Raw genomic sequence first — 14035 nt, forward strand, 5'->3', positions numbered from 1 at the left:
TTCCTCGTCCTGCCCATTCCTCGTCCTGCCCCGCCCTCCCCCGGACCTCTCTCCGTTCAGCAGCGCCGACGGTCCTCCGTCAGAGTTCCCTGGACGGTGGAGAGGGTGCGGTCGTAGCAGCCCGTGTCGCCGATCAGCCGGTAGCGCTCGCGCGACGTGCCGACGGCGTGCCGCTGATCGCGCGGCACGTTGGCGGTGTACGCCGCGTCGCCCTCGTAACGATCGTCCAGCACCGACCAGCTGCCGCGCCGCCCGCCGCTGGTGGTGGTGGCGCTCTCGGAACGGTCGCCGAGGGTGATCCTGGTCCGCAGCCGGTCACCGTCGCCGAGAGTGGTCGTGCCGTCCATGGTGTAGGTCCGGTACGTGCGCACCGCGCGGCGGCCCGTCGTGACCGTCTCGCGGTCGGTCCATGTCGCCTTGAGCGCGTCCATCGCCTCGCCGTCGGTCCAGCGGTGGACGGATGTGTTCGCGAGGGTGCGGGACACGGTCGTCGCCACGCGTCCGTGGGAGGTGTTCACGTACCCCGACACGCTGAACCGGTGGCCGCCCTCCGTGTCCAGCCGGTGCGCGTCCTCGCCGGAACCCGGCTTGTACGTCGACTCGTTCGCGAGGGGGCCCTCCCGGTGACGGGTCAGGCCGCCCGTGACGACGTGGTCGCTCTTCTCGTCCTGCCAGACCAGGACGTTGACCGGGGTGCTCCAGCCGGTCCGTGCGGCGGGGACGCCGACCACGGAGACCTCCACCCGGTGCGGGCGCCCGTCGTTGAGGATGCCCGCGAAGGGGGTCAGGTCGTACTCGATGGGCTTGATGTCGAAGGCGCGGGGTCCTGGGATCACGTACCAGAGGAAGGGGTTGGACCAGCCGCCGGTCCAGACGGTGGGGAACGGCGCGGCGATTCCGGCCAGTTGACCGTCGACCTTGACCTGCACCTCACGGTAGGGGCCGTGGTCGGCCTTGCACGAATAGGGCGCGGCATCGGGCACCGTCAGATACCAGTACTCCTCGCATCCGCCGCCGGACCCGGTCGCGTACACCTCGGCGATGATGCGTTCGCTGTTGCGCGGGGTGGTGAGGCTGGTGCTGTCCCCCAGAGGGACGACCCGGTCGGGGACGGCCGGGGACGCGTGCCCGCGCTTCTCCTGCTCGTAGAACGTGAGCGTCGCCTTGACGTCGATGATCCCGGTGTAGGTGTCGTCGACGACGTTCCCTATGAGCATCTCGACCTGCTGGTCGCGGCCCAGCGTCTCGCTGTACCGGGTGACGTCCTTCTCCACGGACCAGGTGATGCCGTCGGCCGAGGGCTCCGGAGTCGACGTACGGAAGACTTCTACGCCGCCGATACGAAGGTAGCCGAGGCGGTCGTACTGTCGCCCCTTCACCTTGCCGTCGAGGCGCAGGACCACTTTGCCCCAGTCCCCCTTGCCACACTTCTCCGGAGGGGCGTAGGCCCCCTTGTACGGCGTGAAGTCCTTGAACTGCGCCTCTGCGACGGTTACTTCGCAGGACTTGGTGTGCGGTTTCGGCACCGGCGGCGCGGCGGTGACCGGGTCGTGCCAGTCGTTGCCGAACTCTGGTGGGGGCGTGTCGGCGGCGGCCGGACCCGCACCGAGGAGGGTGCTCGCGGCGAGGACCGCGCCCACGAGCATGGACATGACGCGTCTTCTCATGGGTGATTTCTATGGGCAGTCGCCGATCACCGCAATGGTCCGCCCGGCGGCTCACGCCCGTAGGTTGGCCCTGTCTCCCATCACCACGACAGGGTGCTGCGTGGGGTCGAGCGTGCGCAGCAGGGACTCCATGCCCGGCTTGGACAGGCTCACGCAGCCCGACGTGCCGCTGCCGTGATCCATGTGCAGCCAGATGCTGCCGCCCTTGGACTGGCCCTGCGGGCGTGTCGGGTCGTTCGGCGGTGTTCCCTTGGCGCGGTTGTAGTCGATGGCGATGACGTAGTCGAAGTCGTGCCAGTGCGTCTTGGGCCAGTAGTGCGGAGCCTGTATGGACGCGGTCTTCGTATAGGGGAGCTTGGCGCCCGGGTCCGCGAGCACTCCCCCCGCGTCGGTGAGCGTGAACACGCCGACCGGGCTGCGCTTGTCGTTCTCACGGTGGTCGGTGGTCCAGCCCTTCTTGCCGTTGTGCGCGGGCCAGCTGTGGGCCTTTTCCCAGGTCGTGTCCTTGTTCCCGGACTTCGTGTAGAGCACGACGGTCGACTTGGCCGAGTCCTCGCCGTCGCCGTAGACCGCGACGACCTGACGGGAGTCCTTCGGGATCTTGGACTGCAGGCGGTCGCCCACGTCAGGGATGCGCCGGAGATCCACGGCCCCGGCGCCCTGGCCTCTCCCCTGCCCCGTGCTCTTGCCGTGCCCCGCGTCGTCCTTCCCCGAAGCGTCGTCACCGCTCGCGCAGGACGTCAGAAGGACACCACTGGCCGCCACCGCGACCACCGTTCGCACCACACCGGCTATACGCATCCGCCCATGGTCGCACCCGGTCCGCGTGACTCATGCCCAGCCCCTCGGCCCATGCCGGGACCGGGCCGATTCTTTACCTCGGAGCGGAAAATCGTTTGCTTCGGACCACCGCGCGAGGCGAACCTTTCACGGTTTGTAACCGCCATCCGCTTATTCGTCCGTTCGCTCGGTCTTCTTCCTGGAGCAACGGCCGCCGCACCGAGTGCTGGGACATCATGCAGATTCGCGACCTTCCGTTCCCCGACCCCGGCATCCCTGATGCCCGGTCGGGGCCGCGCTTCCTGCTGTGGCTGGGCCGCAACCAGCTCGGCGGGCAGCTCAAGTCCCTCGCCTGGGGCCTGCTGCACTTCACCTCCATCGCCGGCCTGCCCTACATGGTCGGCGTCGCCGTCGAGGCCGTGCTGGACCGCTCCGGCGCCCGGCTCGCCGTCGCGGGCGCGCTGATCGGCCTCCTCGGCATCGGCATCGCGGTGGGCGACACGATGCTGCACCGCACCGCCGTCACCAACTGGATCACGGCCGCGGCCCGCGTACAGCAGCTGCTCGCCCGCAAGACCGCGGCGCTCGGGTCCGCGCTCACCCGGCGTGTCGCAGCCGGTGAGGTCGTGGCGGTCTCCACCGGCGACGTCGAGAAGATCGGATGGTTCGTGGAGGCCCTGTCGCGCTTCGCGGCGGCTGCCCTCACGGTCGTCCTGGTCTGCGTCGGGCTCGTCGTCTACCAGCCCGCCCTCGGCGTCGTCGTCGCGGTGGGCATCCCGCTGCTCGCTCTCGCCGTGCTGCCGCTGCTGCCCCGCGCCACGCGCCGGGCGGACCTCCAGCGCGAGAAGGCGGGGCGAGCCACCGAACTGGCCTCCGACACCGTCGCCGGACTGCGGGTGCTGCGCGGTATCGGCGGCGAGGAGCTCTTCCTCGACCGCTACCGCCGCGCCTCCCAGGAAGTCCGTACGGCCGCGGTACGCAGCGCCCGGATGTGGGCCGTCATCTCGGCGATCCAGATCCTGATGCCGGGACTGCTGCTGATCGCGGTCGTCTGGCACGGTGTGCACCTCGCCCGCGAGGGCCGCATCACGGTCGGCGAGCTCGTCACCGTCTACAGCGCCATCATGATGCTGAACTACCCGCTGCGGCACTTCGAGGAAATCGCCATGGCGTACTCCTTCTCGCGGCCCTCCGCGAAGCGGGCGGCACGGGTTCTGGCTCTGCGGAGGACGGTGGAGGCGGTGGGCTCCGAGGGCCCCGAGGGATCTGAGGGGCTGGTGAGCTCTGAAGGGTCGGTGAGCTCTGAGGGGTCGGTGGGCGTGCCGGGTTCTGTGGGCTCTGAGGTCGGGGGCTCCGGGGCCGGAGGCTCCGGGGACTCGGCAGGTGGCTTCGAACTGCCAGACCGTGACCTGTACGACCCTGCCACGGGCCTGCTCGCCCCGGCCGGCCGGTTCACCGCCGTGGTCTGCGGCGACCCGGACGAGGCGGGGCGACTCGCCGAACGGCTCGGGGGGCACCCCTCGTTCGAGGAAGCCTCCGGGCTGCCGTCCGTACGCCTGGGTGACGCACCGCTGGACGATCTGCCGCTGGACGCCGCCCGCGCCGCCGTCCTCGTCCAGGACAAGGACCCCGTCCTGCTCTCCGGGACACTGCGCGCGCTCCTCGACGTACCGGCGTCGGGAGACGTCAGCCCCGAGGACGCACTGACCGCGGCACAGTGTGCCGACGTACTCGACGCGCTGGCACAGGCGTCGGTGGACGACGACCCGATGGCCGCCCACCTCACCGAACGCGGACGCTCCCTCTCCGGCGGCCAGCGCCAACGCCTCGCCCTGGCCCGCTCCCTGGTCACCGACCCGGACGTACTGGTGCTCGACGAACCGACGTCCGCCGTCGACTCGCACACCGAGGCCCGGGTCGCCGAGGGCGTCCGGCGGCTGCGCCGGGGCCGCACCACCGTGGTGCTCACCTCGTCACCGCTGCTCCTGGACCACGCCGAGCGCGTCGTCTTCCTGGCCGACGGCGAGGTCGCGGCGGTGGGCGAACACCGTGAACTGGTGCACAGCGAGCCGCGATACCGCGCGGTCGTCACCCGCGAGACCGACGACGAACGTCTCGCCGCACAAGCCCTGACAGGTTTCGACATCGAGGAGACGGCATGATCGGCCTGGCGCCCCCGGCATACGACCCGGCGGCCCCCACGACGGCGGAGACCCTGCCCGTCGGCTCGGCCGCGACCGTGCGCACCTACGTGCGTGAACTGTTCCGACGCCACCGCCGGTCGTTCCTGCTGCTCATCCTCGTGAACACGCTCGCCGTCGTCGCCTCGATGGCCGGCCCCTACCTGCTCGGCGACCTGGTCGAGAAGGTCTCGGACGACACCCGTGACCTTCATCTGGAGCTCACCATCGGCCTGTTCGCCCTCGCGCTCCTCGTGCAGGCCTACTTCGTGCGCGAGGTGCGGCTGCGCGGTGCCATGCTCGGCGAACGGATGCTCGCGGACCTGCGCGAGGACTTCCTCGTACGCTCCGTCGGGCTGCCGCCCGGCGTCCTGGAACGGGCCGGTACCGGCGATCTGCTCTCGCGGATCACCACGGACATCGACCGCCTGGCCAACGCCATGCGCGAGGCCGTGCCGCAGCTCGCCATCGGCGTGGTGTGGGTCGTGCTGCTGCTCGGCGGGCTCGCGGTGACCGCACCGCCGCTGGCCCCCGCCGTGCTCGTCGCCGTACCCCTCCTCGTCGTGGGCTGCCGCTGGTACTTCAAGCGGGCGCCGTCCGCCTACCGTTCGGAGGCCGCCGGATACGCCGCCGTGGCCGCCGCCCTCACCGAGACCGTCGACGCGGGACGCACGATCGAGGCCCACCGGCTCGGGCCCCGCCGCATCGAACTCTCGGAGCGGCGCATCAAGGAGTGGACCGCCTGGGAGCGGTACACCCTCTATCTGCGGTCGGTCCTCTTCCCGATCATCAACTTCACCCACACGACCGTGCTCTGTTCGACCTTGATGATCGGCGGTGTCTTCGTCCTCCAGGGCTGGATCGGCGTGGGCCAGCTGACCACGGGAGTCCTGATCGCGCAGATGCTCGTCGACCCGCTCGGGATCATTCTGCGCTGGTACGACGAGCTGCAGGTCGCCCAGGTCTCGCTGGCCCGGCTGGTCGGAGTGCGCGACATCGAACCGGACTCCGGGGACTCGTCCCTGGTTCCCGACGGGCGCCATGTCCTCGCCGACGACGTGCACTTCGGCTACCGCGCGGGCGTGGACGTGCTCCGCGAGGTGTCTCTCGCCGTCGAACCCGGCTCGCGGGTGGCCCTGGTCGGCCCGTCCGGAGCGGGTAAGTCGACCCTCGGCAGGCTGCTCGCCGGGATCTACGGACCACGCACCGGTCACATCACCTTGGGCGGCGCCGCCCTGTCGGCCATGCCCGCGGAAGAGGTGCGCACACACGTGGCTCTGGTCAACCAGGAACACCACGTCTTCGTGGGCTCCCTGCGCGACAATCTCCTCCTCGCAAGGACCGGGGCGCGGGACGCCGAACTCTGGGCGGCGCTCGGCGCGGTCGACGCGACCGACTGGGCACAGGGCCTCGACGACGGCCTGGACACCGAGGTCGGCTCGGGCGGCTTCGCACTGACGCCGGCCCAGGCCCAGCAGATCGCCTTGGCACGCCTGGTCCTCGCCGACCCGCACACCCTGGTCCTTGACGAGGCGACCTCGCTCCTCGACCCGCGTGCGGCACGGCACTTGGAACGCTCTCTCGCCCGAGTCCTGGCCGGTCGCACCGTCGTGGCCATCGCCCACCGACTCCACACGGCGCACGACGCGGATGTGATCGCGGTGGTCGAGAGCGGCCGGATCACCGAACTCGGCAGCCACGACCAACTGGTGGAGGCGGACGGCGCGTACGCGGCTCTGTGGCGGTCCTGGCACGGGTAGCGGGCATGCGGGTGGTTCGGCGGGCGGGTGGGGCCGGGTGGGTACGGGGTGCGAGTGGGCTCCGGCGTGATGGGGGTAGGAGTGGGGCCCGGTGTGCCAGGGGTGCGGGTGGACCCTGGCGTGCCAGAGGCGCGGGTATGCCCTGACGTTCCGGAGGCGCCGGTAAGTCCTGACGTTCCGGAGGCACGGGTATGCCCTGGCGTTCCAGGGGTGCTCTGTTACCGCCCATACAGGGGTAGTTAGGGTGCACGGATGGTTGCATCGCCCACCGATCCCGGCACTCCCGACCACCGCGGGCCTGCCCGCTACCTCTGGTGGGTGACAGTCAGCCAGCGCCAACGCGTCGCTCTCGGCGCACTGTTGGGCAGCGCATGGATGGTCTGTCTGACGCTCCCCCCGTACGTCCTGTCCCACGCCATCGACGACGGCCTGCGCCCCGGCGACCGGTCGGCGCTGTTCGGCTGGTCCGCGGCCTTGTTCGGCATCGGAGTCCTCAACGCCTGGCTGGCGATCATGCGGCACCGCACCATGACCCGGATCCGGCTCGACGCCTACTTCCGGACCGTGCGCGTCGTCGTCGGCCAGGCGACCCGGCTCGGCGCCGCGCTGCCCCGTCGGCTCTCGGCGGGCGAGGTCGTCACGATCGGCCACTCCGACGTGGGCGTGATCAGCCAGACCCTGACGGTGACGGGGCCCGGTGTAGGCGCGGTGGTCTCGTACTTCGTGGTGGCCGCGCTGCTGCTCTCCGTCTCCGTGTTGCTCGCCGTGGTCGTGCTGGTCGGGGTGCCGCTGCTCGCCGTGCTGGTCGGGCCGTTCCTCGGTCGGTTGCAGGGGGCCGAGACGGACTATCGGGAGCGCCAGGGCGCACTCGCCGCGATCCTCGGCGACCTCGCCGGCGGCCTCCGTGTCCTCAACGGGCTCGGTGGCAAGGGGGCGTTCGCCGCCCGCTATCGCGAAGGCTCCCGCAAACTGCAGGAGGAGGGCTACCGAGTCGGATCGAGCATGAGCTGGATCCAGGCCTTCGGCCTCGGCCTGCCGACCCTGTTCCTCGCCGCCGTGACATGGCTCGCCGCGCGCATGGCCGCTCAGGGCACCATCACGGTGGGCGAGCTGGTGGCTGTCTACGGCTACGTCGCCGTGCTCGTGGTTCCGGTGACCTTCTTCATCGAGGGCGGCTACGACATCGGCCGAGGTTTGGTCGCCGCGCGCCGGGTCGTGGACTTCTTGGACCTGGAGCCGGAAGGCTCGGACGTGGCTGGGGCGGGGGTCGGGGGCGGGGTCGAGTTCAGGGGTGGGTCCGGGGCCGGGACCGGGGGCAGGTCCGGGGCCGGGGACAAAATTGGGGCCGGGGACAAAATCGGGGGCAGGCTCGGGGCTAAGGGCAAGATCGAGGCCGGGGGCAGGGTCGAGGCCGAGCCGGTCGACAGGAGCACCGAACCCCTCCGGGCGCCCACGGCACCGTCCGTACTGCGCGACCCCCAGTCCGGCGTGGAGGTCGCGCCCGGGATCCTCACCGCGCTCGTCAGTGCGCACGGCTCGGACGCGACAGACGTCGTCGATCGCCTCGGACGGTTCGTCCCCTCCCCTGCCACCTGGGGTCCGGTCCGCCTCGACGCCGTCGCACTGCACGAGATCCGCGCGCGGATCCTGGTGGCCGACAACGATGCCGACCTCTTCGCCGGTACGCTGCGCGCGGCTGTCTCCGGGCGATGGACACCGGACGACGACGCCGTCGCACGTGCGGTGGACGCAGCCGCGGCCCGTGACATCGTCCTCGGGTTGCCGGACGGCCTCGACGCCGTTCTCGAGGCACACGGCCGCAACCTTTCCGGCGGGCAGCGTCAGCGCATCCGCCTGGCCCGCGCCCTCCTCGCAGGCCCCGAAGTCCTCCTCGCGGTCGACCCCACATCGGCGGTCGATGCCCACACCGCGGCGAACATGGCGGCCCGCCTCCGCGCCGCCCGTAAGGGCCTCACCACACTCGTCACCAGCACGTCCCCTCTTGTCCTCGACCAGGCCGACGCCGTGTACTACCTGGTCGACGGCCGTGTCGCCGCCGTCGGCCGCCACACCGAGCTGCTGGCCGAGCACCCGAGCTACCGGCGCCTGGTGTCGCCCGGCGTCGAGGAGGAGGCAGCGGCGAACGAGGCGGGTGAGGCGGGCGGGAACGCGGCAGAGCAGCACACCCCCCGTAGCCACGAGCTCTCCCACCGCCCCACCGGGCCGAGTCATGAGGCACTTCGATGACACCCGCGACGCCATCCCGCCAGAGCGACGCGGCCGAGGCCGAACCCGGGCACCTGCCCGTGGCCGATCGCCGTCAGGTCCGCCAGGCCGCTGTCCGCCTCATCCGTCAGGACACCGCCGCCTTCGTCACGATGATCGTCTTCAACGCACTCGCGGCGGTAGCGGGCCTCGTCGGCCCCTGGCTCCTCGGACGCATCATCAACACGGTCAAGGACGGCGGAGGCGTCGACGCTGTCGACCGTCTCGCGCTCGGCATCCTCGCCGGGGCCGTGGCCCAGCTCCTCCTGGCTCGCCACGCCCGCTACCTCGCCCATCGTTTCGGTGAGCGGACCCTGGCCCGCATCCGCGAACAGTTCGTCGACCGGGCGCTCGCGCTGCCCGCCTCGATCGTGGAGCGGGCCGGCGCGGGAGATCTGACGGCCCGCGGCACCACAGACGTGACGACCGCCGGGCAGACGCTGCGTGACACCGGCCCGGACGTCTTCGTCGCGGCCGTGCAGGCCCTGTTCATTCTCTGTGCCGTGTTCCTGCTCGACCCGCTGCTCGGTGCGTGCGGCGTGCTCGGCCTCACCGGTATCTGGTTCGCCACCCGCTGGTACCTGCGCCGGGCGCACTGCGCCTACCTCGAGCAGGGAGCGGCCCACTCCTCGCTGGCGGAGGTGCTCGCCGCCACCGCCTCCGGGGCGCGCACTGTTGAAGCCTTCGGTCTGAGCGATCGGCGTGTCGCGGACAGCGAGGAAGAGATCGGACGGTGCGTCGTCGCCCATGACCGGACGCTGTTCCTGCGCAGCGTCCTTTTCCCTGCCATCGACATTTCGTACGCCGTACCGGTCGTCGCCGTACTCCTCATCGGCGGGTTGCTGCACGAGCAGGGGTCCGTGAGCCTGGGCACGGTGGTGGCGTCGGCGCTGTACCTGCGCCAGCTTTCCCAGCCGCTTGGCACGATCCTGCAGCAGGTCGAACAGGTACAGAGCAGTGGTGCCTCCTTCGCCCGGGTCGAGGGCCTGGCTGCCGCCCCGACGGCGCCGACCGGACCCGCCACCCCGGCTCCCGCCCTTACCGTCCCCGGGCCTGGGGACGTATCCGACGCCGACCGCATCGAGATCCGCGGTGTGCACTTCGCCTACGGCGACGGCGCCGACGTCCTGCGCGGCCTTGACCTCTCCGTCCACCCTGGTGAGCGCCTCGCGATCGTCGGCCCCTCGGGAGCCGGCAAAAGCACCCTGAGCCGTCTCCTCGCCGGGATTGACGCTCCTGACGCGGGAACGGTGACCGTTGGCGGCCTCCCCGTCGTCGAACTGCCGCCCGAGCGGCTGCGCCGTCAGGTAGTCCTCGTCACCCAGGAGCACCACGTGTTCCTCGGCACGGTCCGTGACAACCTGCTCATCGCGGCGGAATCCGCCACGGACACCGAGCTGACCGCTGCTCTCACCGCGGTCGGCGCCGACTGGTCCAATGCTCTGCCGGACGGGCTGGACACCGAGCTGGGCCCCCGGGGCCACCAGTTGCATGGCGCGCAGGCCCAGCAATTGGCACTGGCCCGCGTAGTGCTCGCCGATCCGCACACGCTGATCCTCGACGAGGCCACCGCGCTCCTGGATCCGACGACGGCACGTCACACGGAACGGGCCCTGGCCGCCGTCCTCCGCGGGCGCACCGTCATCGCCATCGCCCACCGTCTGCAGACGGCGCACGACGCGGACCGCGTGGCGGTCATGGAGGGCGGCCGTCTGACCGAGCTCGGGCCCCACGACGAGCTCGTGGCCGCCGGTGGCACCTACGCCGCGCTGTGGCACTCCTGGCACGGCGAGCACCCGCCCGCCCTCTGAGCGGAGGTGGTCACGCCCTCCGGCCGGAAGGTCACCCCCACAAGGCGGGCCAGCCCTCCGGCGAAGGCGGGCCGACCTACCAAGATCATCTTCTGGTGCTCGCAGACGAGCCGTCAGATGAAGTTGAGCGCGGCCGCGCCGCCCACTCCCCCGAGCAGCATGAACACCGGCATAAGGACCTTCAGCTCGATCCAGCTTCCGGCCCGGAACCGCATCATCTTCGGCGGTCCGATCGGGTACCAGCGCTTGCGGCCGATGGGGATGGGCCACAAGATCGGGCACCCGGACACGGTCAGCGCATCCCCGACGTCGTGCACCAGCGCGCCGAGCACGATGGGCAGGCCCAGCCACAGGTACTCCTGGCCCGGCCCCGTGAACATCCAGTCCGCACCGTTGCCGGGCTTGTCCAGGACCCCCGCGAGGATCCAGGCACTCGTCGCGGCGAGCAGCCACACCAGCACATCGCTGCTCGACCCGCGGGCCGCCCGCCACAGCAGGCCTTCGATGGCGAGCACCATATGGACGAAGAGGATTCCGAGGACGGCCCACCGCCCACCGAAGATCGCCAGGGCCGACGCGCCCGCTCCTATCAGCACCGCCCACAGCCAGGTGTGAGTGAGGGTGCGGTGTCCACCCGAGCGCCGCGGGTCCCCCTGCTTTCGGGTCGCCTTGTAGACGGAGTACGAAAGCTTGTCGACGATCTCGCACAGGCCCCGCGAGAGAGGGCCGAAGGCGCGCGAGATGGTCGCCGACTTGTGGTCGAGATCGGGTGCGAGCGCCGCTCCGGCGCAGATCAGCGCTCCTACGAGGAGGACCGGCCAAGGCATGGTGTGCCCCGCGGCCGCCGCAGCGGCACCGACCCCCAGCCAGGCTGCTGCCCCCGACAGCGAGTGTGCCGGTCCCATCATTGCTGTTGCCCGCCCCATTTCCATTCTTCTGACGCCCCGTTGGCCACACAGCGTAGCGTTCGTGATCTTCGTGGAGACCTCCGGTTCCCTCATCGGGGTGGAAGGAAGGCAAGATGGGGGTGTGACCCTTATTGATCAGCTGCCGCCGGATGCCGACCCCGATGCCCTCTTCGAAGCCTTCTCGACGTGGGCCGAGGATCAGGGCATCACTCTCTACCCGGCCCAGGAGGAGGCGCTGATCGAGGTGGTCTCCGGGGCAAACGTGATCCTGTCCACGCCGACCGGCTCCGGCAAGAGCCTGGTCGCGGCGGGGGCCCACTTCACGGCTCTCGCCCAGGACAAGGTCACCTTCTACACAGCGCCGATCAAGGCTCTGGTGTCGGAAAAGTTCTTCGACCTGTGCAAGCTCTTCGGCACCGAGAACGTCGGCATGCTGACCGGCGACGCCTCGGTCAACGCCGACGCCCCCGTCATCTGCTGCACGGCCGAGGTGCTCGCCTCGATCGCCCTGCGGGACGGCAAGAACGCCGACGTCGGCCAGGTCGTCATGGACGAGTTCCACTTCTACGCCGAGCCGGACCGCGGCTGGGCCTGGCAGATCCCCCTGCTGGAACTTCCGCAGGCACAGTTCATCCTCATGTCTGCGACGCTCGGCGACGTCAGCATGTTCGAGAAGGACCTGACCCGCCGCACCGGCCGGCCCACGTCGGTCGTCCGCTCCGCGACGCGGCCGGTCCCGCTGTCGTACGAGTACCGTCTGACGCCGATCACCGAGACGCTCACCGAGCTTCTGGAGACCAAGCAGGCACCGGTCTACATCGTGCACTTCACCCAGGCCCAGGCGGTCGAGCGCGCGCAGTCGCTGATGAGCATCAACATGTGCACGCGGGAGGAGAAGGACAAGATCGCCGATCTCATCGGCAGCTTCCGCTTCACCACCAAGTTCGGCAAGAACCTCTCGCGTTACGTGCGCCATGGGATCGGCGTGCACCACGCCGGCATGCTGCCCAAGTACCGCCGTCTGGTGGAGAAGCTCGCGCAGGCCGGGCTCCTCAAGGTCATCTGCGGCACCGACACGCTGGGTGTCGGCGTCAACGTCCCGATCCGCACGGTGCTGTTCACTGCCCTCACCAAGTACGACGGCACCCGCGTCCGCACTCTGCGTGCGCGGGAGTTCCATCAGATCGCCGGGCGTGCCGGGCGTGCGGGCTTCGACACGGCGGGGTTGGTGGTCGCCCAGGCGCCTGAGCACGTCATCGAGAACGAGAAGGCTCTCGCCAAGGCCGGCGACGACGCGAAGAAGCGTCGCAAGGTGGTCCGCAAGAAGGCACCCGAGGGCTTCATCGCTTGGTCGGAGAGCACCTTCGAGAAGCTCATCGCTTCCGATCCGGAGCCGCTGACCTCCCGCTTCCGGGTCACGCACACCATGCTGCTGTCCGTGATCGCCCGGCCCGGCAACGCCTTCGAGGCGATGCGTCACCTCCTCGAGGACAACCACGAGCCGCGCAAGCAGCAACTGCGGCACATCCGCCGGGCCATCGCGATCTACCGCTCCCTCCTCGCCGGCGGTGTCGTGGAGAAGCTCGACGAGCCGGACGCCACGGGCCGCATCGTGCGCCTGACGGTCGATCTGCAGCAGGACTTCGCCCTCAACCAGCCCCTGTCGACGTTCGCCCTCGCGGCCTTCGAAGTCCTCGACCCCGAGTCCCCTTCGTACGCCCTGGACATGGTGTCCGTCGTCGAGTCCACTCTCGACGACCCGCGCCAGATCCTCGCCGCCCAGCAGAACAAGGCGCGGGGCGAAGCCGTGGCGCTCATGAAGGCGGACGGCGTCGAGTACGAGGACCGGATGGAGCGGCTCCAGGACATCACGTACCCGAAGCCCTTGGAGGAGCTCCTCTTCCACGCGTACAACACGTACCGCACCAGCCACCCATGGGTCGGCGACCATCCGCTGTCCCCGAAGTCCGTCATCCGGGACATGTACGAGCGGGCGCTGTCCTTCACGGAATTCACGTCGTTCTACGAACTCGCCCGCACCGAAGGCATCGTGCTGCGCTACCTCGCGAGCGCGTACAAGGCCTTGGAGCACACGATCCCGGACGACCTGAAGTCCGAGGACCTGGAGGACCTGATCGCCTGGCTCGGCGAGATGGTGCGCCAGGTCGACTCCAGCCTCCTCGACGAGTGGGAGCAGTTGGCCAACCCCGACGTCATGACCGCGGAAGAGGCGCAGGAGAAGGCCGATCAGGTCAAGCCGGTCACGGCCAACGCCCGCGCCTTCCGCGTCCTGGTCCGCAACGCGCTGTTCCGCAGGGTCGAGCTGGCCGCCCTCGACCACGTCGAGGAGCTGGGCGAGCTGGACGCAGAATCCGGCTGGGACGCGGATGCCTGGGGCGAGGCCATGGACAAGTACTGGGACGAGTACGAAGATCTCGGCACCGGTCCTGATGCACGCGGTCCCAAGCTGCTGCTCATCGAGGAGGATCCTGAGCACGATCTGTGGCGCGTCCGCCAGACGTTCGCCGACCCGAACGGCGACCATGACTGGGGCATCAGCGCGGAGGTCGATCTCGCGGCTTCCGACGAGGAGGGCCGTGCCATCGTCCGGGTCACGGACGTCGGCCAGCTCTGAGGGCCCCGAGGAGCCACGCGTCCCGGACA

The 14035-nt window shown here is 70.2% G+C and carries 8 protein-coding genes; 5 read left to right on the plus strand and 3 right to left on the minus strand.

All coding sequences use genetic code 11. From position 1 onward, the window contains the following. Positions 1-56: 56 nt before the first annotated feature. Both ACFVYL_RS34235 and ACFVYL_RS34240 read right to left on the minus strand, forming a co-directional pair. The gene (locus tag ACFVYL_RS34235) at positions 57-1667 is read right to left on the minus strand and encodes a peptide-N4-asparagine amidase (protein ID WP_389722958.1); all 1611 of its coding nucleotides are present in this window, start codon (positions 1665-1667) and stop codon (positions 57-59) included. 51 nt (positions 1668-1718) lie between these two features. Next, positions 1719-2468: a L,D-transpeptidase family protein gene (locus ACFVYL_RS34240; RefSeq protein WP_389722961.1), complete on the minus strand. Its 750-nt coding sequence runs from the start codon at positions 2466-2468 to the stop codon at positions 1719-1721. A 215-nt stretch (positions 2469-2683) separates the two neighbouring features. Here ACFVYL_RS34240 and ACFVYL_RS34245 point away from each other — a divergent pair, with 215 nt between their 5' ends. The 4 genes from ACFVYL_RS34245 to ACFVYL_RS34260 all read left to right on the plus strand — a co-directional run bounded on the left by ACFVYL_RS34245 (position 2684) and on the right by ACFVYL_RS34260 (position 10463). Continuing rightward, positions 2684-4609: an ABC transporter transmembrane domain-containing protein gene (locus tag ACFVYL_RS34245; RefSeq protein WP_389722964.1), complete on the plus strand. Its 1926-nt coding sequence runs from the start codon at positions 2684-2686 to the stop codon at positions 4607-4609. Continuing rightward, positions 4606-6387 (plus strand): ABC transporter ATP-binding protein, encoded by a 1782-nt coding sequence (locus ACFVYL_RS34250; protein ID WP_389722967.1) that lies wholly within the window; start codon positions 4606-4608, stop codon positions 6385-6387. The genes ACFVYL_RS34245 and ACFVYL_RS34250 overlap by 4 nt, the downstream gene beginning before the upstream one ends. Positions 6388-6639: 252 nt before the next feature. Beyond that, positions 6640-8634: an ABC transporter transmembrane domain-containing protein gene (locus ACFVYL_RS34255; protein WP_389722970.1), complete on the plus strand. Its 1995-nt coding sequence runs from the start codon at positions 6640-6642 to the stop codon at positions 8632-8634. Then, positions 8631-10463: an ABC transporter ATP-binding protein gene (locus ACFVYL_RS34260; RefSeq protein ID WP_389722973.1), complete on the plus strand. Its 1833-nt coding sequence runs from the start codon at positions 8631-8633 to the stop codon at positions 10461-10463. The genes ACFVYL_RS34255 and ACFVYL_RS34260 overlap by 4 nt, the downstream gene beginning before the upstream one ends. A 113-nt stretch (positions 10464-10576) precedes the next feature. On the opposite strand, the gene ACFVYL_RS34265 is transcribed toward ACFVYL_RS34260, so the two are convergent. Continuing rightward, positions 10577-11371, minus strand: coding sequence for a metal-dependent hydrolase (locus ACFVYL_RS34265; RefSeq protein WP_389722976.1), 795 nt, complete (start codon positions 11369-11371; stop codon positions 10577-10579). Positions 11372-11399: 28 nt separating this feature from the next. On the opposite strand from ACFVYL_RS34265, the gene ACFVYL_RS34270 reads away from it, so the two are divergent. After that, positions 11400-14006 (plus strand): DEAD/DEAH box helicase, encoded by a 2607-nt coding sequence (locus ACFVYL_RS34270; protein WP_389723046.1) that lies wholly within the window; start codon positions 11400-11402, stop codon positions 14004-14006. The last annotated feature ends 29 nt before the right edge of the window (positions 14007-14035 follow it).

Origin of the sequence: Streptomyces sp. NPDC058308 (assembly GCF_042880275.1) — a bacterium.
In the GTDB taxonomy this organism is placed as follows: domain Bacteria; phylum Actinomycetota; class Actinomycetes; order Streptomycetales; family Streptomycetaceae; genus Streptomyces.

Excerpts from the sequence above, each read along its gene's own strand:
- ACFVYL_RS34235 (WP_389722958.1), bottom strand. The coding sequence starts at position 1,667 with ATGAGAAGACGCGTCATGTCCATGCTCGTGGGCGCGGTCCTCGCCGCG.
- ACFVYL_RS34240 (WP_389722961.1), bottom strand. The coding sequence starts at position 2,468 with ATGCGTATAGCCGGTGTGGTGCGAACGGTGGTCGCGGTGGCGGCCAGT.
- ACFVYL_RS34245 (WP_389722964.1), top strand. The coding sequence starts at position 2,684 with ATGCAGATTCGCGACCTTCCGTTCCCCGACCCCGGCATCCCTGATGCC.
- ACFVYL_RS34250 (WP_389722967.1), top strand. The coding sequence starts at position 4,606 with ATGATCGGCCTGGCGCCCCCGGCATACGACCCGGCGGCCCCCACGACG.
- ACFVYL_RS34255 (WP_389722970.1), top strand. The coding sequence starts at position 6,640 with ATGGTTGCATCGCCCACCGATCCCGGCACTCCCGACCACCGCGGGCCT.
- ACFVYL_RS34260 (WP_389722973.1), top strand. The coding sequence starts at position 8,631 with ATGACACCCGCGACGCCATCCCGCCAGAGCGACGCGGCCGAGGCCGAA.
- ACFVYL_RS34265 (WP_389722976.1), bottom strand. The coding sequence starts at position 11,371 with ATGATGGGACCGGCACACTCGCTGTCGGGGGCAGCAGCCTGGCTGGGG.